This window comes from Fodinicola feengrottensis (assembly GCF_039530045.1).
In the GTDB taxonomy this organism is placed as follows: domain Bacteria; phylum Actinomycetota; class Actinomycetes; order Mycobacteriales; family HKI-0501; genus Fodinicola; species Fodinicola feengrottensis.
In genome coordinates this window covers 92762-115945 of record NZ_BAAANY010000018.1, presented here as the reverse complement: position 1 = coordinate 115945, position 23184 = coordinate 92762, and the positions used below count along the sequence as shown (strand labels likewise).

General features: G+C 65.5%; 21 protein-coding genes. 11 read left to right on the top strand and 10 right to left on the bottom strand.

From position 1 onward, the window contains the following. Positions 1 to 43 precede the first annotated feature (43 nt). A complete protein-coding gene (locus tag ABD301_RS22910; RefSeq protein ID WP_344312478.1) occupies positions 44 to 796 on the top strand; it encodes a DNA polymerase III subunit beta family protein in 753 nt (250 codons plus the stop codon). Positions 797 to 816: 20 nt separating this feature from the next. Here ABD301_RS22910 and ABD301_RS22905 read toward each other — a convergent pair whose 3' ends face one another. Further along, positions 817 to 1146, bottom strand: a complete 330-nt coding sequence (locus ABD301_RS22905) for a hypothetical protein (RefSeq protein WP_344312464.1) — start codon at positions 1144 to 1146, stop codon at positions 817 to 819. 107 nt (positions 1147 to 1253) lie between these two features. Here ABD301_RS22905 and ABD301_RS22900 point away from each other — a divergent pair, with 107 nt between their 5' ends. The 3 genes from ABD301_RS22900 (at position 1254) to lipA (ending at position 3490) form a co-directional block, all read left to right on the top strand. Next, a complete protein-coding gene (locus ABD301_RS22900) occupies positions 1254 to 2033 on the top strand; it encodes a helix-turn-helix domain-containing protein (protein WP_344312462.1) in 780 nt (259 codons plus the stop codon). 91 nt (positions 2034 to 2124) lie between these two features. Beyond that, positions 2125 to 2349 carry a DUF397 domain-containing protein gene (locus ABD301_RS22895; RefSeq protein ID WP_279579964.1) on the top strand — a complete coding sequence of 75 codons (225 nt, stop codon included), beginning with the start codon at positions 2125 to 2127 and terminating at the stop codon, positions 2347 to 2349. A gap of 157 nt (positions 2350 to 2506) precedes the next feature. After that, positions 2507 to 3490, top strand: coding sequence for a lipoyl synthase (gene lipA, locus ABD301_RS22890; RefSeq protein WP_344312476.1), 984 nt, complete (start codon positions 2507 to 2509; stop codon positions 3488 to 3490). 81 nt (positions 3491 to 3571) lie between these two features. Here the strand turns inward: lipA and ABD301_RS22885 are convergent, their stop codons facing one another. Next, positions 3572 to 5173, bottom strand: coding sequence for an MFS transporter (locus ABD301_RS22885; RefSeq protein ID WP_163567956.1), 1602 nt, complete (start codon positions 5171 to 5173; stop codon positions 3572 to 3574). 94 nt (positions 5174 to 5267) lie between these two features. Here ABD301_RS22885 and ABD301_RS22880 point away from each other — a divergent pair, with 94 nt between their 5' ends. Continuing rightward, positions 5268 to 5786 (top strand): Lrp/AsnC family transcriptional regulator, encoded by a 519-nt coding sequence (locus ABD301_RS22880; protein WP_344312460.1) that lies wholly within the window; start codon positions 5268 to 5270, stop codon positions 5784 to 5786. 51 nt (positions 5787 to 5837) lie between these two features. On the opposite strand, the gene ABD301_RS22875 is transcribed toward ABD301_RS22880, so the two are convergent. Continuing rightward, positions 5838 to 7289, bottom strand: a complete 1452-nt coding sequence (locus ABD301_RS22875) for an FAD-dependent monooxygenase (RefSeq protein ID WP_344312459.1) — start codon at positions 7287 to 7289, stop codon at positions 5838 to 5840. 91 nt (positions 7290 to 7380) lie between these two features. Here ABD301_RS22875 and ABD301_RS22870 point away from each other — a divergent pair, with 91 nt between their 5' ends. From ABD301_RS22870 to ABD301_RS22860, 3 genes are all read left to right on the top strand, one after another. Next, the gene (locus ABD301_RS22870) at positions 7381 to 8028 is read left to right on the top strand and encodes a TetR family transcriptional regulator (protein ID WP_344312457.1); all 648 of its coding nucleotides are present in this window, start codon (positions 7381 to 7383) and stop codon (positions 8026 to 8028) included. A gap of 305 nt (positions 8029 to 8333) precedes the next feature. Then, positions 8334 to 9107 carry a lysophospholipid acyltransferase family protein gene (locus ABD301_RS22865; RefSeq protein WP_344312455.1) on the top strand — a complete coding sequence of 258 codons (774 nt, stop codon included), beginning with the start codon at positions 8334 to 8336 and terminating at the stop codon, positions 9105 to 9107. A gap of 50 nt (positions 9108 to 9157) precedes the next feature. Next, positions 9158 to 9874: a DUF4191 domain-containing protein gene (locus tag ABD301_RS22860; protein WP_163567961.1), complete on the top strand. Its 717-nt coding sequence runs from the start codon at positions 9158 to 9160 to the stop codon at positions 9872 to 9874. Positions 9875 to 9881: 7 nt separating this feature from the next. Here ABD301_RS22860 and ABD301_RS22855 read toward each other — a convergent pair whose 3' ends face one another. Next, on the bottom strand, positions 9882 to 10307 hold the full coding sequence (locus tag ABD301_RS22855) for an RDD family protein (RefSeq protein WP_163567962.1): 426 nt from the start codon (positions 10305 to 10307) through the stop codon (positions 9882 to 9884). A 170-nt stretch (positions 10308 to 10477) separates the two neighbouring features. Between ABD301_RS22855 and glnA the strand changes: the two genes are divergently transcribed. Both glnA and ABD301_RS22845 read left to right on the top strand, forming a co-directional pair. After that, entirely contained in the window at positions 10478 to 11902 is a 1425-nt protein-coding gene (gene glnA, locus ABD301_RS22850) for a type I glutamate--ammonia ligase (RefSeq protein WP_163567963.1), read from the top strand. Between the two features lie 342 nt (positions 11903 to 12244). Next, positions 12245 to 12958, top strand: coding sequence for a hypothetical protein (locus tag ABD301_RS22845; RefSeq protein WP_344312454.1), 714 nt, complete (start codon positions 12245 to 12247; stop codon positions 12956 to 12958). Positions 12959 to 13164: 206 nt separating this feature from the next. On the opposite strand, the gene ABD301_RS22840 is transcribed toward ABD301_RS22845, so the two are convergent. Genes ABD301_RS22840 through ABD301_RS22830 form a run of 3 tightly spaced genes read right to left on the bottom strand, consistent with a single transcriptional unit; the run spans position 13165 to position 16417 of the window. Continuing rightward, positions 13165 to 13593: a hypothetical protein gene (locus ABD301_RS22840; RefSeq protein ID WP_344312453.1), complete on the bottom strand. Its 429-nt coding sequence runs from the start codon at positions 13591 to 13593 to the stop codon at positions 13165 to 13167. 50 nt (positions 13594 to 13643) lie between these two features. Beyond that, complete coding sequence (locus ABD301_RS22835) at positions 13644 to 16028, bottom strand: CHAT domain-containing protein (RefSeq protein WP_344312452.1); 2385 nt, start codon at positions 16026 to 16028, stop codon at positions 13644 to 13646. After that, a complete protein-coding gene (locus ABD301_RS22830; RefSeq protein ID WP_163567970.1) occupies positions 16028 to 16417 on the bottom strand; it encodes a hypothetical protein in 390 nt (129 codons plus the stop codon). Before ABD301_RS22830 ends, ABD301_RS22835 begins: the two co-directional genes overlap by 1 nt. A 755-nt stretch (positions 16418 to 17172) precedes the next feature. Between ABD301_RS22830 and ABD301_RS22825 the strand changes: the two genes are divergently transcribed. After that, positions 17173 to 19230, top strand: coding sequence for an APC family permease (locus ABD301_RS22825; protein ID WP_344312450.1), 2058 nt, complete (start codon positions 17173 to 17175; stop codon positions 19228 to 19230). Positions 19231 to 19296: 66 nt separating this feature from the next. Here ABD301_RS22825 and ABD301_RS22820 read toward each other — a convergent pair whose 3' ends face one another. From ABD301_RS22820 to ABD301_RS22810, 3 genes are all read right to left on the bottom strand, one after another. Next, entirely contained in the window at positions 19297 to 19713 is a 417-nt protein-coding gene (locus ABD301_RS22820; RefSeq protein WP_163567971.1) for a hypothetical protein, read from the bottom strand. After that, positions 19686 to 22523, bottom strand: coding sequence for a GH116 family glycosyl hydrolase (locus ABD301_RS22815; protein ID WP_344312449.1), 2838 nt, complete (start codon positions 22521 to 22523; stop codon positions 19686 to 19688). Before ABD301_RS22815 ends, ABD301_RS22820 begins: the two co-directional genes overlap by 28 nt. Before the next feature lie 100 nt (positions 22524 to 22623). Then, complete coding sequence (locus ABD301_RS22810) at positions 22624 to 23163, bottom strand: helix-turn-helix domain-containing protein (RefSeq protein WP_163567975.1); 540 nt, start codon at positions 23161 to 23163, stop codon at positions 22624 to 22626. Positions 23164 to 23184: the final 21 nt, after the last annotated feature.

The window sequence follows — 23184 nt, the reverse complement described above, 5'->3', positions numbered from 1 at the left end:
TGCTGGAAATCGCCATTCATCCGGGCATCCCGGCGGCACCCGACTGCAGGGCACGGTCCGTGGCGACGCTTTCGGGGCGCTGTTGGCCGCGGTGGCCGGCGCCGCGTCGACCGAGGACGCGCTGCCGATCTTCACCGGGGTGCGGATCCACAGCGACGGCGACCGCCTGCGGGTGCTGGCCACCGATCGCTACCGGCTGTCCGTCGGCCACGTGCCGTGGGAGCCGGCCACGCCGGAAGCGTCGATCGACGTGCTGGCGCCGGCCGGGATGTTGGTCGACGCGGCCCGCCGGCTGGCGTCGACCGACGAGGCGAGCGTGCACGCCGACGGCGACCGGATCGCGTTGCGCTGGGGCGGCACCAGCGTGTCAACCGTGCTGCTGGCCGGCCAATATCCGGACCAGCAACTGGCCAAACTGCTGGACACCAAGGTCGAGTGCACGATCCAGGCGGAGACCGACGAGCTGGCCGCGGCGGTACGACGCGCGACCCTCTATTCGGGCGCGAGCGGCAGCGTCACGCTGACGACCAGAGACTCCGGCGTCACGGTCACCGGCCACGACCCGCTGGCCGGCGAGTCGGAGGAGACGATCAAGGCCGAGGTGACCGGCAACCACCTGACCACCAGCTTCCGGGCCCGCTACCTCACCGACGCACTGCGCGCCTTCACCGGCGCCCCGGTCCTGGTGCGGCTCCAGTCCGGGATGGCCGCCACCGCGATCACTGCCCCGCCCGCCGACGACGCCCGCATGGAGCTCATCCACCTCGTCAAACCGATGCTCCCGCCGGCCCACTGACCTCCACGACCGAGCGGAGATCAGCACCAGACGAGGCGGACGTTCTCGGGCTCGGGGAAGAGGCGTCGCACACTATCGGCCGTGCTGAGCCGCGCCATTCCGCCGGCAATCAGGTCGACGAGCACCTCGGTCTGCTCGTCCTCGAGGTCCTCGTCCACATAACGAAACTCCAGCCCCCACCCGACGATCGCGGCGTCCGTGAGCCGGTCACCGGCCAGCTCCAGGGCACAGATCGCGAACCGGCGCGGCGCGCTGTCGGTCACCAGTTTGCTGAGCAGCTCAGGCATCTCCACCAGCGGCCAACCATGCCGGAGGAACTCCAGATCATCCAGTCTCCTGAGCCCCGACATGATGATTCCCTTCCCACCCGGTACGCTGTGCGCGCAATGTTAGCGAGAAAGTTTCTCCATAACAAGCTCAGGAAACTGCTGGAAACCCCAGGAGTTCACCTGAAAGGATGTACGACGTGCCCCCGCTGTCCGATCCTCGGATGATCAAGATCCAGCTCGGCATCGAGCTCCGCCAGCTCCGCGAGGACGCCGGGTTCACCGCCGCCGAAGCGGCGGTCGCGCTCAGCGGCCAGCCACCGAAGATCAGCAAGATCGAGAGCGGCAAGCAGGCCATCACGCCCGACGAGGTCATGATCCTCACCGAGCTGTACGACACTCCTCTCAGCCGCCGCACATACCTTGCCGATCTGGCCGGCAAAATCCCCAAACGCAATCGGCGACGCGGCATGCATCGCGACGCCGTGCCGGACTGGTTTCAACGATTTTTGGCACTCGAATCCGACGCCACGACGATGCGGCTCTACGAGGTCGAGATGGTCACCGGACTTCTACAGACCAAGAACTACGCGCGAGCGGTTCTGCTGGCATGGGAACCAGCGGCGGATCCCCGATTGGTCGATCGGCAGGTCGAAACACGGATGCGACGCCAGGAGGTTCTTACTCGCGAGCCTGACCCGATTCAACTGCATGTCGTGTTGAGCGAGGCGGCACTTCACCGCGTGCTCGGCAGTCCCGAAATCATGCGCGAACAGCTAGAACATCTCATCCAGATCTCGCACCTGCCGAACGTCTTCCTGCAGGTCCTTCCGTTCGCCAACCCGAGCGGGATCACGGTGTCCTCGACAGTTACGTTGATGCATCTGGCCGAACAGCGGCTCTCGACCGTCTACCTCGAAGACCTTCGGTGCGACGTACTTATGGGAACCGGAGCAATACACCCGCTATAGCGTCATATTCGACCGTCTACGGTTCGCAGCCCTTACGAGCGGCGACTCACGTGCGTTGATCGATAGAATGAAGGCCGCACACATGTAGTCGATGCGCGAAGAGGCCTTCTCGATGATGACCACGGATTTCTCCGGCGCTGCGTGGCGAAAGTCCGCTCGAAGTCAAGGCAACGGAGGTCAGTGTGTGGAGGTCGCCCAAGCACTACACGTGATCGGGCTGCGGGATTCGAAAGACCCGGACGGTGGCGTGCTGGCCGTCAGTCGTACGACCTTCACCGACTTCCTCACCGCGGTGAAGGCTAACCAACTGCACTGACCCCGGCACCGTACGACGGAGTCCTGCCAGCCTGCGCGAACTCGACGTTTTCGTCGTGGACAGCGGCGTCTTGACGACGAAAACGTCGGGTTCGCGACGGGGCTGACGGGCGACGTAGAGTGCTGGGGTGACGAGTGTGCAGCCTGATGGGCGCAAGATGCTTCGACTGGAAGTGCGCAACGCGCAGACCCCGATCGAACGCAAGCCGCCATGGATCAAGATCAAGGCCAAGATGGGTCCGGAATACACCGAGCTGAAGGGCCTGGTGAAACGGGAAGGGCTGCACACGGTCTGCGAAGAGGCCGGCTGCCCGAACATCTTCGAGTGTTGGGAAGATCGCGAGGCGACCTTTCTGATCGGCGGCGACCAGTGCACCCGGCGCTGCGACTTCTGCCAGATCGACACCGGCAAGCCGGCCGCGCTGGACCGGGACGAGCCGCGTCGGGTGGCCGCGAGCGTACAGGCGATGGGCCTTCGGTATGCGACCGTCACCGGTGTCGCGCGTGACGACCTGGAAGACGGCGGCGCGTGGCTCTACGCCGAGACCGTACGGCTGATCCACGAGGTCAACCCGGGCACCGGCGTCGAGCTGCTGATCCCCGACTTCAACAACGACCCCGACCAGTTGGCCGAGGTCTTCGGCTCGCGGCCGGAGGTGCTCGCGCACAACATCGAGACGGTGCCGCGGATCTTCAAGCGGATCCGGCCGGGCTTTCGCTATCAGCGTTCGCTCGACGTGATCACCAACGCCCGCGCCGATGGCCTGGTCACCAAGTCGAACCTGATCCTGGGCATGGGCGAGGAATATGACGAGGTCGTCGAGGCCATGCAGGACCTGCACGACGCCGGCTGCGAACTGCTGACGATCACCCAATATCTGCGTCCGTCCGTGCGTCACCACCCGGTCGACCGCTGGGTGAAGCCGGAGGAGTTCGTGTCGCTGCGCGACGAGGCCGAGAAGATCGGCTTCGCCGGCGTCATGTCCGGGCCGTTGGTCCGGTCTTCTTACCGCGCGGGCCGCTTGTACGCGCAGGCCGTCACCAAACGCGGCGACTCCCTGCCAGCAAACCTGGCCCACCTCGCCGCCGCGAGCGCCGCCGGCCCCGCCGCCCAGGAGGCCAGCTCCCTACTGTCCCGCTGACCCCCGTTCTGGCAGTGTGGGGGTCAGCGGGTTCGAGTCCCGCGCTGCTGCGATACGCATCGATGATCTCCTGGTTGTCTGTCAGTCGTTGATGGGTTCCCGTTGTTGATGATCATCGACGGGCCCGGACGCGGATTCGACGACTCTGCTCGTCGACACAGACCTGCGGAAAAGGCCGAACGTGATGAGGCTGGCGGTGGCGAGCACCCACACGCCCATCCCGCCGTACAGCGTGACCATGCCGAATCCTCGGGCGAGCGCCGAAGGCACCAGGCCTCCAGTCGGGTCCAGGAGTGTCAGTTGCGGGAACGTGTGGTGCAACGCCACTGGATCGTCGCCGTTCGCCACGTGGGTGGCCAACGCCCGAACCTGCTGTCCAGGCAGTTTTCCGGCCAGCCGTTCCCGCAGACTGTCCAGGATCCCCACCGACAACAGGAGCCCCATCACGGAGATGTTCACGGCCAGCGTCACCAATCGGGCGCTCATGTCGATCCCGGACGCCATGCCCGACCGGTTGCTGGGCACCGAGGCTGTGGTGGTGTTGGTGACCGGAGTGGAGGTCAGCCCGAGCCCGATGCCGCTCAGCAGCAGGCCGGGCAGGATCGTCAGCCAGCTTGGATGGTCGATACCACTGCCGAGGTTGAGCAGGAGAAATCCGCCGCCGATGACGTACAGACCCAGCGGGATGATCACTGACGGCCGATACTTCAGCGCCAGCCGCTCAGCGATAGGCGGCAGCACCAGGGTGGGAAGTGTGAACGCGAGCAACACCACGGCCGCTGTGCCTACGTCGTAGCCGAGGCCGTGTTGTAGGTAGATCGGCAGATAGATGATCAGTGGCCAGAAACTGAAGTTCATGCCCACGCACCCCAGCAGAGCGCCGGAGAACGCGCGAATCCGGAACAGCGAGAACTGGAACATTGCCTGCTTGCCGGTCGTCTCCACGATGACGAAGGCGACGAAAAACGCGACGGACAGCCCAAGGACCGCCAGTTCCACCGGGCTGACAAAACCGAGGTCGGCCCCCTGGGTGATGTAGAAGGTCAGTCCTAGGACCGCGAGGCTGAGTGTGCCGATCCCGCGGATGTCCAGCCGCCTGGCCTCGGGGTCACGGGACTCGCGGACGCCGAGCGCGAGCAGTACGAGCGTGACCGCGGCAACGAACACGGGGACGAGGAAGACCCAGCGCCAGTTCAACACCGCGACGAGGCCGCCGCCTACGACCGGCCCGAAGCCGAGTCCGAAGCCGAACACCAGACCCCACGTCCCGAAGGCCCGGGAGCGCTGCCGCCCCTCCCGGAACTGGTGCGAGAGGATCGCCACATGGCAGATGAGCATGGCGCCGCCGCTCAGGCCCTGCAGCGACCGGCCCAGGATCAGCACAGCGATGTTCGGGGCGAACCCGCAGAGCAGTGACGTGACGCCGAACGCGGCGACGGTGATCGCGAACACCCGTTTGCGGCCGTACCGGTCCGCGAGGACACCGGTCGCCACCAGGACGGTGACGCACGCGATGGTGTACGAGTTCATGATCCATTGCAGGTCGGCGAAGCCACCGTGCAACACGCTGCCAAGGGTCGGCAGGATCACCGGGACGCTGGAGATCTCCAGGCCAAACATGAGCCCGGCAAGACAGATGGCGGTAAGTGCCATCCCGTTCCGGATACGAGAGGGAGCGGTCATGGCAAAGATCGTCGCCGCATTCGCTGCCCAACGGAATGGGAATCCAGCGGCATCCCGCCACTTTAGGCTTGGGATCGAGGCTATAATTATCCCTGTGCCTGTGAATCAACGACCAGTGCTCGATGTGACCGACAATGCCATCCTCCAGCTCCTGCAGCACGACGGGCGGATGACCACCGCGGAGCTGGCGCGGGCGATCTCCATGTCCGCCTCCTCCACCGCGGACCGGGTGCGGCGCCTGACCGACCAGGGCGTCATTCAGGGCTACCGGGCCGTCGTCGACTCCGTCGCCCTTGGATACCCACTGACCGCGTTCATTCGCCTCCGGATGACCAACCCGGCCGGCAAGGCTTTCTACGACCTGTTGAACGGCACTCCGCAGGTCCTGGAGGCGCATTACATCACCGGCGAGGACTGCTTCCTGCTGAAGCTGATCGCCCGGTCGATGCCTGACCTTGAGCGTGTCACCGCAAAGTTCCTCACGTTCGGACAGGTGACGAGCAACCTCGCGTACAGCAGCCCGGTGCGAGATCGCCCACTTCCGCCCAGCGCGGACGAAGGCGACGAGGCCTCCATTCTGGGCGATCAGCATGTCCCCATGCCGGGTATGTAGTCAGCAGAACGACCTACCTCGGGCCGCGCGGGCCGTTCGGGCGGGACGAATTCAGGCGGCGCGGGCGGCGGGTACGCCGAACCAGCTGTCGAGGGCTTCGGCGAGCCCCGTCGAGCCGCCGTCCGGAGATACCCACGCGACATAGCCATCCGGGCGTACGAGCATTCCGGCAGCGCCGAAGCACGTCTCGACCCGATCTTCGTAGCCAGACAACGAAAACGGGCCAACCAGCAAGCCCCTGCCGGACGTGAGAGACCGCGAAGGGGCGAAGCGCCCCACCAGCGAGTCATCGGAAGGCGAATAGTCGATCTCGGTGCCGTTGGCCAGCGCGATGAAATGCCGCTTAACCCCAGGGGTCGGGAAAACTTCGGAAAGCACGTCACGCAGCGCGTCGACCTGCGGGCCGGGACGCATCAAGGCAACCTGCGCACGAGTGTTCCGCAGCACCCACTCCCCGACCCGGTGCCGCTCGGTCGTGTACGTGTCGAGCAGCGCATCAGAAGCCATGCCTCGTACGACGAGACCAAGTTTCCAACCGAGGTTCATCGCGTCCTGCAGCCCGAGGTTGAGGCCCTGCCCGCCAATCGGCGAATGCACGTGTGCCGCGTCGCCGGCCAGCAGAATCCGGCCGAGGCGGTAAGTCGCTGCCTGCCGCGTGTTGTCGCTGTAGCGAACCCCGCCATCGAAGCTGGTCAACACCACGCCCGGGTTCCCGCTCGCCCGGCGGATGCTGTCCTGCATCTCTGCGGCCGTCAGCGGCGCGTGCCGGTCCGCGGGCCCGCCGGTGAACTCGATGGTCGCGATCTCCCCTGGCACCATCGACAGGTTCACCAGACCGCCGGGACTACGCAGGCTCGACTTGATCATGCTGGGATCCGCGAGGGTTGCCGCTGCCGTACGCCCGGTCATGGTCGCGTCCGTCCCAACAAAGTCAATGCCAGCGCTCTTGCGCACCACACTGCGGCCGCCATCGCATCCGACCAGATAAGACGCTCGTACGGATCGACCATCAGCCAGCATCGCCGTCACCGAAGTGCCGTCGTCGATCACGTCGACGACCTCACAACCCGACCAGATGCGTACGCCCAACTGCTCCGCCCGCTCAGCCAGCACCTGTTCCAGCAAATGCTGCTGCAGCAAGAACCCTCGGCCGACGGCTGGGGTGTCGCTCACCAGCGGCAAACCAGCGAAATGCCCTCTTGCTTTGCCTTCCTCCATCATCTTCAGCAGGCCATCGACGACATCCTCATCATCGCTGCCGCGGGACACCGCCAGCCGGCCGAACATCGCCCGCTGCGCGTCCCCCACCGGCCCATCCAGCCCGCGCAGGGCCAGCGACTGCCCACTGCGTCCGTTGATGCCACGCATCCCGAAACTGCGCCGCCTCCGTGCCGCGCCATCCGCGGCCGCCTCCAGCACCAAAGGTTCCGCCCCGGCCAGCTTCAGCTCGCTGGCCAGCAACAACCCGGTCGGTCCGCCACCAATCACCAATATGTCAGTCATTGTCCCACTACTTACTTACGCTGTATGCTTACGACGTAAGTATTACACATACGGTGTAAGTTACGTCAAGGTCAAGAGCGGAGAAGATGCGATGCCCAGGCGCGAGCTGAACCGCGAGAAGGTCCTTGACGCAGCCCTGGAGTTGGCCAGCGAGGAAGGTCTCGACGGTCTTTCCATGCGCAAACTCGCGAAGAAACTCGGCGTCGAGGCGATGTCGCTCTACAACCACGTCGCCAACAAGACCGACATCCTCGACGGCATCGCTGAGCGCGCGTACACCAGCATCGAGCGCGCGGACCCGTCGCTGCCGTGGCCTGAGCGACTCAAGGTGACGGCACTGGCCATGTACAAGACGCTCAAGAAACATCCCATCGTGCCAATGGCGGTGGCCAAAGACCGGGCCAACCCGACCTCGACGGCGGCCCTGCTGCCACTGGACGACATGGTCGGCGCGCTCTTTGAGGCCGGCCTCGACGAAGTGCAGGCCAGGCAGGTGCTGTCGGCGCTGAACGGCCTCGTGTTCGGGTCACTGATGTTGGCGACCGCCGGCTTCGACCGGGAGTTCAGCACGCGAGCCGAGGCCGAGCAGCTCAAGCCGTACCGCACCAAGGTCGACAGGACCCTCATCCCGAACTTCAGCCGGCTCTTCGACGCGATCGAGAACGCCGACCCCGAACGCGATCTGGAGGCCGCACTGGACCTGCTGATCAGTGGCCTGGTGACGCGTACGACTTCATGAGACGAGTCACGAACGGTTACGGCGGCGTCACCCGCCTGCAACACTGGCAGGCCAGGCTGGCAGCATGTCCAGGTAGATAAGGCGCCACCAACCGCTCGGAGTCCGGCATGGCATCTGCACTCGGCGACGTCCTCTTGTGGTCAATCGGTCGACTGCTCCCGCACGGCGGGCAGCGGACGGCACGGCGTAATGCCTGGGTTGCCATGAGCGAGGGAGCCGCCAGGGCCCGGCAACGCCGGGAGGCCGAGACCGCCTTCACATCGGCCGGTGCAGACGCGGGGCGACAGCTCCTTTAACCTCGCCGTATGGCTGAGGTTGTCTACCCACCGGTAATCGCCCTCGGGCGTACGTTTTTCCGCTATCTGGGTCTGCGGTTCGACCTGCAGGGCACCGAGAACGTGCCAGCCAGCGGCGGCGCGGTGATGGCCATCAACCACGTCGGCTACCTCGACTTCACCTTCGCGGGCCTCGCCGCCCTGCCGTCCAAACGGCTGGTTCGGTTCATGGCCAAGGACTCGGTTTTCCGGCACCGGGTGTCCGGACCGTTGATGCGCGGCATGAAACACATCCCGGTCGATCGCGAAGCCGGCGCCGCCTCCTTCCGGGCTGCGTTGACCGCGCTGAAGGCCGGCGAGATCGTCGGTGTCTTCCCGGAAGCGACGATCTCCCAGTCGTTTGAGCTGAAGGACTTCAAGTCCGGCACCGTACGAATGGCCCGCTCGGCCAAGGTGCCGATCCTGCCGACCGTCATCTGGGGCTCACAGCGGGTCTGGACCAAGGGCCGCAAACGCGACTTCGGCCGCCACAAGTATGCGTTGACTGTCGCGATCGGCGAGCCGATGGATGTACCGAAAGGCGTCGATCCGGAAGTCATCAACGACGAGCTGCGCCGTCGGATGACCGAGTTGCTGCACCAAGTTCAGGACTCATATCCGGACAAACCGCGCGATGAGGACGACAAGTGGTGGCTGCCCGCCCGCCTCGGCGGCACTGCCCCAACGCTGGAAGTCGCCACCAAACTCGACGCCGACGAAGCCGACGAGCGTGCCCGCAAGCGCGCCGGTCAGGCCGCCGACTAGCGGCCTGGCCGCCTGACGCTCGGAAGACCCGTTGTTACTAGACTGGCCGCATGGCAAGGGATCCCGACAAGCCGACTATCCGCGCGCGCATCAACACCTTCCGCGAGCGCGCGGGGATGATCTGGCAGGTTTTCACCATCACCCGCAAGCGGGACAAGCTGCTGGTGCCGCTGATGCTCGGCGCCTTCCTGGCGCCGATCCTGATCGCGGCGATCGTCAGCCTGTTCATCGGCTACTGGGGTCAGAGCATGCCGCTGGGCGTCGCGCTCGGCGCGCTGGCCGGCATGGTCATCTTCACCCGGCGGGCCACCAAGGCGCAGTATGACTCGATGGCCGGGCAGCCCGGCGCCGCGCTCGGGGTCATCCAGCAAATGCGCGGCGGCTGGATCTCGTCGGAGACGCCCGTCCAGTTCAACGCCCACCAGGACATGATTCACCGGGTGCTCGGCAAGCCCGGTGTGGTGCTGGTCGGCGAGGGCAACACGAACCGGCTGAAGCACCTGTTCAGCCAGGAGATGAAGCGGGTCTCGCGCGTCACTGGCGGGATCGAGATCTACCGCGTGGTGGTCGGCTCCGAGGAGGGGCAGGTCCCGCTGGACAAGTTGCAGCGACATTTCCTGAAGCTGCCGCGGAACCTCACCGGGAAACAGGTCACCGCCCTGCAGAAGCGGATGGTCGCCATTTCCGGCCCGAACATGCCGATCCCGAAGGGCCCGATGCCCAAGGGCGCCCGGATGCCCAAGAGCGCCCGCTCCCCCCGGACCTAGAGCGGGCTTATTTCGTACGAACCATGACCGACTGGACGGCGCGGTCGTGCCAGCCGCGGCCGTTTTCGTCGGTGATGACGGCTGGTACGAACAGTTGCAGCAGGGCCGCTCGTACGGCTGCCCGCCACAGCCCCAGCGGGCCACCGTCGGGCAGCCGTACGCACGCGATACCCAGCACTCGCATGCCCGGCGTTTGAGCGAAAAACCCCACGAAGAACGTGTATTCCACGAAGAGGGCGACCGCCGACCACGTGCCTGGCGGTTGCGGGTGGCCGGTCACCAGGCTCACCACCGCGAGGGCGACCAGCACCGACAGCAGGCCGTCGACAACGAGGGCCGCGAGCCGACGCCCGAAGCCAGCCAACGCCCCTGGCCCCGATGCCGGCAGTCCGAGGAGCGCACCCCGGTGCTCGGCCGTATGATCACCGGTCATCTCGTTACTCGCCTGACTGCCCACAGCTGCCAGCGTAGCGAGCCGGTCACCAGGCGCCCGACCATGGTGATCGTCACGTCGGCCGTAACCTGCTCGAAACAATGGGGATACGGACGGGCAACGCCGCGTTCGTAGCTTGGACGCATCACCCGAACCGCGACGGAGGACGGATGTTTTCCAGCCAAGACGAGCTTCTGGCATACCTGAAGAAGGAGGACGTCAGGTTCGTCGACGTCCGCTTCTGCGACCTGCCCGGCGTGATGCAGCACTTCAACGTGCCGGTCGAGTCGTTCACCGAGGACACCCTCGCCGACGGGCTTGCCTTCGACGGCTCGTCGATCCGCGGATTCCAGCAGATCCACGAGTCCGACATGCTGCTGGTGCCGGACGAGACGACCGCGTTTCTCGACCCGTTCCGGGAGCAGAAGACCGTCGCGCTGAACTTCTTCATCGCCGACCCGTTCACCCGCGAGCCGTACAGCCGCGACCCGCGCACCATCGCCAAGAAAGCCGAGGAATACCTGGCCGCCTCCGGCGTCGCGGACACCGCGTACTTCGGCGCTGAGGCGGAGTTCTACATCTTCGACTCGGTGCGGTACGACCAGACCGCCAACAGCGCGTACCACTACATCGACTCGATCGAGGGTCAGTGGAACACCGGCGCTGAGGAGGGCGGCAAGAACCTCGGCTACAAGACCCGCTACAAGGGCGGCTACTTCCCGGTCCCGCCGGTCGACCACTACGCCGACCTACGCGACCAGATCACCACCCAGCTGATGGGTGTCGACCTGCTGGTCGAGCGTGCGCACCACGAGGTCGGTACGGCCGGCCAAGCGGAGATCAACTACCGGTTCTCCACGCTGCTGCACTCGGCGGACAACCTGCAGCTGTTCAAGTACATCGTGAAGAACACCGCCTGGGCGGCTGGCAAGACCGCGACGTTCATGCCCAAGCCGCTGTTCGGTGACAACGGCTCCGGCATGCACTGCCACCAGTCGCTGTGGAAAGAGGGCGTGCCGCTGTTCTACGACGAGACCGGCTACGCGGGTCTGTCGGACCTGGCCCGCTGGTATATCGGCGGCCTGCTCTCGCACGCGCCGTCGCTGCTCGCCTTCACCAACCCGACGGTGAACTCGTACCGGCGGCTGGTGCCAGGCTTCGAGGCACCGGTCAACCTGGTCTACTCGCAGCGCAACCGGTCGGCTTGTACGCGTATCCCGATCACCGGCAGCAACCCCAAGGCCAAGCGGCTGGAATTCCGGGTGCCGGACCCGTCCTCGAACCCGTATCTCGCTTTCTCCGCGATGATGATGGCGGGCCTGGACGGCATCAAGAACAAAATCGAGCCGCCAGCGCCGGTCGACAAGGACCTCTACGAGCTGCCCCCGGAGGAACTCGCCGGCATGGCCCAGGTGCCTGGCTCGCTGCCGGAGGTGCTGGACGCTCTGGAAGCCGACAACGAATACCTGCTCGCCGGCGACGTGTTCACCCCTGACGTGATCGAGACCTGGGTGGACTACAAGCGGGAAAACGAGATCGACCCGATCCGCCTCCGCCCGACCCCGCACGAGTTCGCCCTTTATTACGACGTTTAATCCGTACGATTCAGCGGCGGTCGAGGTTCACCCTCGGCCGCCGCTGTCGTACGCTCGCAACGTCGGCCAGACGAGGGAGACCGGTGGCTGTGACGGGTTTGCCCGTACCAACCCAACCGGCGAGGACGACTGCCCGCTGGAGAGCGCCGGAGTGTCGAGCGGCCTTGGCCAAGGAGTGGTATTCCGCTTGCTGGTCCACCAGAGCAACCTAGGCCGTACCTCTCCACCCTCGGCGGCGAGAGCCGAGCCCACGTGGAAGGAGCCCAAGGTTCGGCGGCCGTGCGGTCGACGCGATGGGGCACAATGGCGGCGGTTCCGTCCGCCCTATCTCGGGAGTTCTCAGTGCGAAAGCGTTTAGCGCTAATGGCCGCTGCCCTTGGTCTCATTACGGTCATTCCAGCGCCGGCCAGCGCCGCCACCGAGACGTACGGTGACTATTCGCTGATGTTCGGTCGTACGGCCGGACAGTACTGGGCCGGCGGCCAGGTCGGCGGGCAGTGGGCGTGGAACCCCCAGAGCGCCACCACCAGCGACATCTCCTGGGGCGACCCAGCGCAGTGGCCGCCGGCCTCCGCTGAGCATTTCCTGCGCAGCGGTGACTGGGTTGAGCTGGACGGCTACTCCGGCGGCGCCGGCAAGCCGGTGACCGAAGTCCAGCGGGTCACCTCCGAGACGCTCGGCACCGCCAGCTGCACCGGCATGACCGTGGTGCCATCGGACGGCGGCCGCCAACACTATGCGAAGTGGACGATCCCGGCCGCCGGCTACTGCCTGGACGCGACCGGCACGATCACGTCGACAGTGAACGGGTCGGTCGTGCATTTCCGGCACCGGCAGGTGTGGGGCGCGCCGACCGGGTGCTCGAACGCCTACTTCTCCGGCCAGCGCTGCATTACGCAGCACGAGCAGTGGTGGGACGACAACGCGCACGCGTACGGGCTGCAGATCGACCGTACGCAGTACATCGCCAAGGGCAAGGGGATGGCGTTCGCGATCCGTACGACCGTGCCCGTCACCTGGAACGCCGACGGCCGCTACTTCTGGACCTGGAGCTGACCCTCACCCGCCGTTTCCTCCCCTCCGCTGCGTTGTCCGCATCGACGCGATCCGTGCGGCTGGCCTGCATCCACCGACTCGCGCGAAGAGCGTGGTCCTTGGGTGGTCGGGTCTCCGGGAGCGAGGGCGAGATTTTCTTCGAGTGTGGGACTTTATCCCGCTCTCGGCGTCGAGTGCGGGTTAAAGTCCCGCACTCGACGTCGGGCCTATCGCTGGCGGGGTGGGAGGGGTGGCGGCGGGGCGATGAAGCCCTCGGAGCGGCCCGCCAGCACGGTGCCCTCGGCGAGGGTGGCCGGGTCGGTGCCCAGGCGTACGAGCAGGACGCGGGCCACCACGCGTTTCTGGCCGTCCGCGAAGGCCGGCACGGCGACGCAGAGGTGGAACTCGCGGGCCTGCGCAGCCGCCCACCCGCCGGTGCGGTAGCCGGGCTCGCCGTCGCGTCGGACGAGCTCCTCGCGACCTGGCCTGCTTTGCCGCAAAAACCGGACTGTTGCGCCCGAAACCAGCTGCACCAACAGTGCTGTCTCGGGCTCCGCGGGCGCTGGCCCGGCGGCCGTGACCGACACGAGGGCATGCACCTCGGTCGCTCCGGGCAGCACCATGATCTCCATCCGGAACCCCAGCCGTTCAGGCACAAACGCACCCTATCGGTAGTTGATCTTGGGAGCCTCACCCACCCAAACGGTCACAAACCCTGTTTTTCCATCCGAATCGAGGGCAGTACGTACGGGATGTACGCGAGGCCGAGCGGGTTTCCGGCCGCCAGCAGCGAAATACGGGCGCGGGTGACCGCCGCGCCGATCGGGTGGCCCTCAACGAGAAAAGCGTGCAGGCAGTCCTGCGCGAAAGCGGCCGCCATCGGCTCGAACACGGTGATCTCGGTGCCGATCACCCCGCTCGCCCACGCGTCCTGGACGAAGAAGCTGACGAACTCGATCGCCCGCTCCGGGCTCAGCTCGGTTGTCCTGCAACCGTTGAGAAAAACCAGCGGCCGGCTGAGCGACCAGCGGATCCGTCGCTGATAGAGGTTGTCGGGCGTGATCACCGGATCACCGTCGTGGCCGACCCGCAAGTACGGCACGTCGCCCTCGACTCCGCCGTGGCAGTAGAAATAAACGATCTGCGCCTGCTCGCCGAGCGCTTCCAGGGTGCCCAGGCGATCCCGGCCCATCCGGTAGTCCCGCCACCGCACGAGTCCACGCAAGGCCTCAACATGTCCTTGAGCAGAGGGAAAATCCTGATAGACACCGCCCGCCAACGCGACCCCGTCGCGGTACGGGAGCGTCATCGGCACCGCCGGCCCACCCCCGATGGACAACGGGATTCCCAGCGCGTGCCGGAACCCCCAGAAGCCGCCGGGGCAGACTAGCCGCGGATCCGGCTCGCTGGCCTGTTTGCACGTACCAGTCAGGCATGCGCTGCCGAAGAGTTCGCCTTTCTCAGCGGAAGCCACAAAATCGGCACACAGGCTGAGGTTCGCAGCGTTGCTGTCCAGCGGCAGGTCGTAAAGCATCGCGGCCGGCACCACATGCCCGGCCGATCGAGTCAGCGCGATCTGCACGAAACCCGGGCTGCGCAACGCTTTCCCGACCCGGTCCGCGACGTCGTACGGGTCCGCGCCGACGCCGCGGCCGAGCGCCTGCAGCAGCAGGTGATGCAGCCGATAACCGTTCACAGCCAACAAGATCAGGTCGCTGGTGACCTGCTCCAACGACGGCGGCCGCTCGTACCGATAGTCCTGGCCGGGCTGCCACGGCTCCTCACTGCCCCACGCCACCCTGCGCAGTGCGCTCCTGGCCAGCTGGATCTGGTTGCCGAGCTGACCTTCGCCCAGGGTCGCCTCCGCGCGAAGCAGGTCTCGCCCGTCGGTGGCCATCACCCGCAGCACGTGTGTGCCGCCTTCCTGGCCGATAGTGACGCTCGCTGCGTGTTCTGGTTGCCGTGGCTGGTAAATCGCGTCATCTGGATCCGCGAGCCGATAGTCCACAGTGGACGTGATCGCGTGCGGCGCCAGAATCGACGAGCTCGCCACCTCGGCCTGGATGAGCCTGGACTGCAACAACACCTGCCGCCAGTAAATATGGCACCACAGCCGGGCCGTGCCGGATTTCGCCGGCGTATCGACGGGGAAGAACAACCGCTCGGCGCCGACCTCACTGTCCACAGGGGACGGTTGGTACGACACGAAGGCCGTTCCGTTCGTACGCAACGTGAGCCGCCCGACGGCACGGTCCGGATCGATGCCAATTCCTTCTGGCACACCAAAAAGCGCGACGGTGAGCACCGCACCGGTGGGCAACCCGGGCGGCAGCATCATGGGCGTACGCTCGATCGACTCGGCGACCAGCCGGCCAATGTCCAGCCAGAAGAGGTAACGGCCGCCAGTGGCCAGCGCATAGTCCGGGCTGAGCGGGGTGGCCGGCGACCGGGGCAGCGCGAAACCGGTGTTCACCACCGCCGGCGACAGTGGCACCGGACGTGGGCGAAGCAGCTCCCATTCCTGCGCCGGCTCAGATTCTTCGGCCGGCTCGGCGGGATGGGGGTAGGGCGCTGCGCTGATCTGCCGCCTCCGGTATTGCTCCTCCCCCATCCAGGCCTGCGGATCGTGGGATCCCAGTGGCGGGCCAGGTTGCTGTCCTTGCTGGCTCCCGAACGCGGGCGGCGAATAGGGAGGCGCTGAACTCACCCGGATTTCGGTACTGGCCAATATATTCGCACCGTCCGGGGCCGCCGGGTCCAGCAGCCAAACCTGCGCGCAGAGGCCCCCGCCAGGACCTGACCACGGCAGTCGCAGCACCAGGTAGAGATATCGCGTACCCGCGAGCCAACCGGTCAGCCGAACCCGTACCCCGTCCTGCTCCGGAGGCGCCAGCGCCAGCCCACCGGACTCCCGAAGATCGGTGATCTTGCTGCCGCCGACGCCGTGGATGACCAGGTCGGCATCGGTCACCCAGCGGCCGTTGTCGTTTGGCTCGGCCCGAATCGACAGCATGACGTGCATCGTGGTGTCGCCGTAGCGCGGGACAAGAGGCGCGATAGCACCGAAACTGAAGACAAGCGGTTCGGTCATCAGCGCCGCGGGCCCGATTCCGCGGTCTCGCCCATCGCGCCACCACCACCTGGACCGTCCGGGACCTTCTCGTCCGGCGCCGGTCCTTTGCGTCGCCCGTCGATGAAGTAGTCGACGCCGAAGTTCCGCGACGAGATCACCAGCACCGCGAGGATCCCCAGATAGCCGAAGAAGCCCAGGAACAGGCCAATGCCGTACGCGCCGAACAAGTCGGTCCCAGCCGGGAACAGCGCCAGCACCGCGCCGCCGCCGACCGCACCAACCAGGCCGGCGATGTCGGCGAACCGGACCGGCGAGGAGCGGTGCCGGTTGATGTAGTAGACAAACCAGCCGATCAGGAAGCCGAACGCGCCGGCACCGAGCATCTGGATCGCGGTCGCCTGCTGCATCCGACCATTATGCGATGTCCACCCCACCCCGGCACCCTTACGGTCCAGCCGACCACGGCACCTGTGCCGGGTGCGCGCAACTGCCCGTACGCATAAGAAATATGACTGTCACGCTCGTCGCCATTGTGAGGCAGACCACACGACAGCAACACCTGGCATTCTACGACAAAAATCGGACTGTTCGGACAAACTCCTCACGGTATGCAGGATGCCAAATACTTTTTGCGTGTCCAGACGGCGTCTTTTCTTCAATTCACAGGTGAAACATAGGAGCGAAAGAGCGACGGCAAGCACCTACACGGCGCGAGTGCCATGCTGGTTCACCCGCGCGGCCACAACGAAGTGGGCGTGGAAATGCGAGGGAGCTATCCCATGGATCTCCGGAGTTCGGGCACTCGACTGTCGCCGGTCCGGTTGCCCCTGCCACCCGGTGGCATCGAACTTCCGCGGCCAGCGGCCGACCTGATCACGATCGGCCCGCCGATGGTCTTCCGATCGACGTTCCGATCGACATTCCGATCGATACGGCCTGCGCCGTGGTGGCGCCGATTCCGACAGAAAATAGTCTGCTGAACCCGCCGTTTACGTCGTCCCAGCCACAAAACATGGGTGATGAAAGCAGCGGATTCTAGACCGGGAGCTGTGTCGACCGGCACAGTCTTGACGCAGCTCGAACGGCCCGCGGATCAATCTTAACGGGATCCATACACGGCTGGATCTGCCGCCGGTAGGTCGTGGCTCCTTATGCTCCGGACGTGCCGTCTCCCACCTCGTGGTTAAAGCGGCTGGTGGTCGGTCGGCCGTTCCGCAGCGACAAGTTGGGCGAGACTTTGCTGCCCAAGCGGGTCGCGCTGCCGATCTTCGCCAGCGACCCGCTGTCCTCGGTTGCCTATGCGACCCAGGAAATCCTGCTGATCCTCAGTCTCGCCGGGCTGACCTTCTTTCACCTGGCACCGTGGGTCGGCCTTGCCGTCATCGGCCTGCTGACCGTGGTGGTGATCTCGTACCGGCAGGTCGTCCGCGCCTATCCGACCGGCGGCGGCTCGTACGAGGTGGCCAGCCGCAACCTGGGCCGCTCGGCCGGGCTGGTGGTCGCGGCGGCGCTGCTGGTCGACTACATCATGACGGTGGCGGTCTCGGTGGCCGCCGGCGTGGACAACATTATTTCGGCGATCCCGGAACTGAATCCGTATCGACTTGGCCTGAACCTCGGCTTTATCGTGGTGCTGACAGCCATGAATCTTCGGGGCGTCCGCGAGTCGGGCCGCGCGTTCGCGGTGCCGACGTACGCGTTCGTGGTCGGCGTGCTGGTCACCATTGTGATCGGCCTGGTCCGGACCGCGAGCGGGCACCCGCCGGTGGCCGAGAGCGCCGGCTACGGAATTCATCCGGAGTCGGTGAACCTGACTACCATCGCGGTGGTTTTCCTTGTCCTGAGGGCGTTTTCCTCAGGTTGTACGGCACTGACAGGGGTCGAGGCGATCTCCAACGGGGTGCCGGCTTTCCGCAAACCCAAGAGCCTGAACGCGGCCCGTACGATGACCGCGATGGGAGTGCTCTCCATCGCGATGTTCGCCGGGATCACCGTGTTGGCGCTGATCACCAAGGTCAGGATCGCGGAGAACTCGTGTGACCTGACCGGATTCGCGGCCTGCGCGACAACTCCGCAGCGAACGGTGATCGCACAGATCGCGGCTGCCGTTTTCGGCGGTGACCATAACGTCTTCTTCTATTACATCCAAGCGACCACCGCGCTGATCCTGATCCTCGCGGCGAACACCGCGTTCAACGGCTTTCCGTTGCTGGGCTCGATTCTTGCGCAGGACCGTTATATGCCTCGGCAGCTGCACACCCGTGGCGACCGGCTGACCTTCTCGAACGGCATCATCGCGCTGGCCGGCGTGGCGGGCGTCCTCATCGTGGTGTTCGACGGCTCGACGACCCGGTTGATCCAGCTCTACATTGTCGGCGTTTTCACGTCCTTCACACTCTGCCAGGCCGGCATGGTGCGGCACTGGAACAGGGCGCTGCCGCATGCGACGAGCACGGCCGAGCGGCTGCGGATCCACCGCTCTCGGTTCATCAACGCATTCGGTGCGTGCATCACTGGTGTGGTCCTGGTGGTCGTGATGGCTACGAAATTCATCAACGGCGCCTATCTCGTGGTGATCGCGATTCCGGTGCTTTACGTGATGATGCGCAGTATTCACCGACATTACAGCCGAGTCCGCGAGCAGCTCCGGCCGGACGCCACCAGCGACATCCTGCCCAGCCGCGTACACGCCGTCGTACCAGTGTCCACATTGCACAAGCCAACGCTACGGGCGATCGCTTTCGCGCGGGCCAGCAAACCGGACACGCTGACCGCGATCACCGTGAACGTGGACGACAAGGAAACGCAGGCTCTTCGTACGGAATGGGAAGAACACAACATTCCGGTGCCGCTGACCGTCGTCGAGTCACCGTACCGGGAGATCACCCGGCCACTGGTCGAGTACGTGAAGAACATCCGACGGGTCAGCACCCGGGATGTGGTTTGCGTCTATATCCCGGAATACGTCGTCGGGCACTGGTGGGAACACCTGCTGCACAACCAAAGCGCGCTGCGGCTGAAGGGCCGGCTGCTGTTCGAACCGGGCGTGATGGTGACCAGTGTGCCGTGGCAGCTGGAATCCAGCATCGGCCCGCACCGCCGCCGCCCGCAACACAGCCCCGGCGAGGTGCGCCGCGGCATCGCCGACCCACACCTGCCCTCTCCACCAGCCAACCCCTCCCCTGCCGACCACCACCGCGAACCCGCCGCCGTCGACTAACTCAACGCCGAAGGTGACGTTCTGGGGTCAATATGCCTCTTGGGTTCAACCTCACCCTCGCGAAGGTCACGACGTGACGTACACGAGGCTGAGTTCGTCACCGGCCACCAGTTCCACTGCCCTGTCGAAGGTCACGACTACCTGATCGCCATCGGTGCTGAGACGACCATCCACTACCCGCAGGTGGCTGCCGTGCCGGAGCAGGCTGACCTCCACGGAACGACAGGATTTTGGTAGTTCCGTGCTGAAAGACCGCAGCGTGAGGGTGCCGTAGCGAAGGTCGATGGAACTGACCTGTTGGTGGGTCCGCCGGGTCTGCCGGTAGCTTCCCCAGCCAGCGGCGACCGTGAATGCCGCGGCGAAGTTGTCTGGACTGATTTTCGGTGCGAAGCCGAGACGACCGGCCGGGCCGTGATAGCTGTAGCCGCACGCGGCGAGATAGACGCCGTGGCTCATCATCGCGCGCTGTAATGATCGGAGCACTCAATTTCGTTGTACGGGTTGCGTTTACTGGCCGAGTATCGGTCGTGGATGGCTCGGATCACGGCCAGCCCCTGGGTGATCATCCCCTCCCCGATCAGGTGCGCAGCAAGCTGGTATTCCTGCCCGGTCCAGACCTCGTCGAAATAGCCCACCAGCCCGGGAACGCCGGCACCTGGCGCGATGTCATTCCCACCGTACGGCCACGTGCACATGATCGTGCCGGGCTCGCCGTCCTCGTTGTAGATCCGGCGCGGGCCCTTGATTCCTTTGGTTCTCGCGTACGCCGCCGGGTCGGGCAGGAAGTTGTTCCGGTAGATATTGGCCAGGGCGGTGTCGGTCTTGGTTTTGTCGAAAACCCTCGGCAGCCCTAGCTGAAGGGCATAGTTCTGACCGAAAAGCTGGTCGATGAAACAGCCGCGGTTGGAGTTCGTCGCCGACAGGTGTGCCCGGTCGAGTTTCTGCTCGAAATAGCCGTACGTGCCATTCCACAGGCTGTCGTTCAGGTATCCGCTTCCCCTGTCGGCCAACGCCTGACAGGTAGCCGCGAAAGCGCTGTCGCCGACCTCGCCGGCCATCGCCACGGCGGCTCGCAACATCGCCACGTAAAGCCCGGTCAGCCATGGAATTTCGCCGTACCAGTCCTGATCGAGGGTGTTGTGCTGGCGCCCCTCCAGGACGCCATCGGCGCCATGACCGTCGGCCGCATCCTGATTGATGAGGAACTGGATCGCCAGCTTCGTCCTCGGCCAGACCCGGCGCAGAAAACTGTCGTCAACCGACATCAGGTGCTCGCGATAAATCCGCAGGATCGTGCCGGACTGTCCGTCCGCGGCCCACGTACGGTCGGCCTCCTGCCGAAAACCCATTTGGCCGGTGGCCGGATCGAATCCGGTGCCGAGGTCACCGATCTCCCGGGCCGAGCGCTCCAACTCGGGAAAAAGCCTCGCCACCGACTGCGCATAACCCCACACGTGCTGGCAGGTGCCGTCGCAGGAATAGATTCCCTCCTCGGCGTAAAACCGACCGTTGGCGAAGTACTGACAGGTCATCGTCGCGAGCGTGGACGCGGGGGCGAGAGTGCGTTCCAGGAACCAGTGCGGCAGTGTCGAATCGGCATACCAGGTTGTTTCCCACAGGCGAGTCGCGGCCAGTGCGGCGGCGCCAGCGCTGCCGGCGACCCGGGCGATCACCTTGCTGGCACTGGAAAAGTCGTTCTGGTAGTGCTTTCGTACGCTCGAATAGTCCTGCACCGCGGAGAAAAACGGCGACGGCTTGGGAAAGAACCACGACACGGCGAACCGGACCGTACGAGTCTGACCCGGACGCAGGTGGACAGGCACACTGACGGCGGCCGTGATGGTGCCATCGCCCGGCGCGACTTCGGTAGGTCCAGCGATGCCGTCGAAAATGGCATCCAGCGAGTCGGCATTCGCGATGGAAGGCTTCACGGTCGCGTCGGATTCCAAGGCCGCCAGCGCGAAAGTGCCGTGATCAGGTAGATCTTCGTACGCGATCACCTCGGCCGGCTTGTCGGTGAACCAGATCCGGTCGCAGTTGACATGACCCCAGCCGCCAATCCGGCTGTCCACGATCTCGATAGTGGCCGTCTTTCCTTCGTACGCGCTGACGTCGTACCACTGAGTGAGCATCGGCTCAGCATTCGCGCCGGTGAAACTCGCGACCACCTGACCGCTGACAATCACGTTGAGGCAGGCTTCACCGATCCACGCGCCGCCGCCGACCGCGGCCGCGACGTACCGGCGGGAAACGATGAAGGGTGGGCTGGTGAGTTTGCCGGTCTCGTCGTCGGCTTTCTGAGTATCACCGGCCGGGCCCCGAAAGTTCTGCGACGTGACGAATCGGTCGCCGGTGATGTGCATGTCACCTGAGCCTTTCATGTACGCCGACATCTCGGCCCTGGTGAGCGGCCCAGGCCCGAACGCGGTCCCCTCTACCGTCCACGGCGCGTACGTGCCGCGTTCCCAGTCCTCGAACAGAATGTCCTCGCGCGGCGCTCCGAGTTGGCCGGGCGCGCCGGAAAACTCCACGCCGCGCGCTTCACCGGTCTGGAATGTCTTGCTGCGCAAGATGATCGGCTGGGTCCCACGGCTGTCCAGGTTGATCGGCGAGTCCGTCCACCCGGCGATGGTCGCGGTGATCGGGTGGTTTCCGGTGTTGCGCATGGTGTAGGACAGGCACACCGCGGGAAGGGTGGAGTCAGCCACCGAGGTCGGTACGAATGTCGAGCTGGCTTCCAGTGAGACCGCCAGTGAACCATGGTGGTCGGCGTACTCGACCCGCCCTACCGGATATCGCCCGACGAACGACACCTTCTCAAAACCCTTGCTGTCCAACGATTTCGTCCGAGCCGGGCCATCGCCGCCGACCCGTACGGCGAAGCCGTTTCGAAATGGCGAACTGACCTGCAGCGGGTCCACGTAATGCGGCCCGTTGCAAATCGCGCCGCCCTGCCGGAAATTCCGCGGGTTGTCCACATCCCAGAGCCACAACCGACCGTCACCAGACAGATAGACCTGCCCCGCACAGGCTCCGCCGACCGGCATTCCCACCGTTCCCAGCGCGGCGCCGGTGACCTCGGTGGGCATCCCGCGAGCGGTCAGCTCCGCCACGAACTCGGCGGACAGGTGCTTGTCCGCCGGCACCTCGACAAGGTTCTGCGAGCTGATGCCCATGGACGCGGCAGCCCGCTCGGGCAGCGACATCGCTCCGATCCCGATGGCCCCGGGGCTCAGGAAGACTCGCCGATTGACCCCGCCGCCGCACAGCTTTCTCGCAGTGTCATCAGTCATCGGCGCTCCCACATAAGGCGACATAAAGGATGTGAAATCGATTTCCGATGAACGTAACGACGACCCAGACGACGGTCAAGGAGGTGGGCCGACAGTGGCCTCAGCCGGCGGCGGGTTCCTCGCTCGGAAACAGGATCGGAGTGAGCAGATACCGGGCGCGGTCGGGGGTGGCCGGGTTGGCCAGCCGCGGCAGGATCGCGGCCCGGAGTTCTTCAACCATGGCGACGAGTTCCTCGTGATTGAGCCAAATCCCGTGTTGTTGGTAGCCGACCGGATCGGCCGCCGGGTTGGCGTTCTGGCGGTCGAGGTACGCGTTGAACTCGGCGACCAACACGGCCACCACCGCCGCGAATGCACGCCGATGATCCTCGGGCGACAGTGCCGCGACCGCGTCGGCGTCGACGGACGCCCGGTCCTGGCGCAACCGATAGTGGCGCTCGACCGCACCGCGTACGCGCCGTTCCTCGACCACTTCCAGGATGCCGCCGGCCGCGAGCAGGTCGACGTGCCGGTAGACCATCGCCTTCGACACGTCCGGCAGCCGCTCGCTGAGCTGGGCGGTGGTGAGCGTACGACCGCCGCGCATGGCGTGCACGATCCGCAGCCGGGCCGGGTGCGCCAGCAGTTCCAAGGTGTCCACTACCCAACAATCTCACGCGGT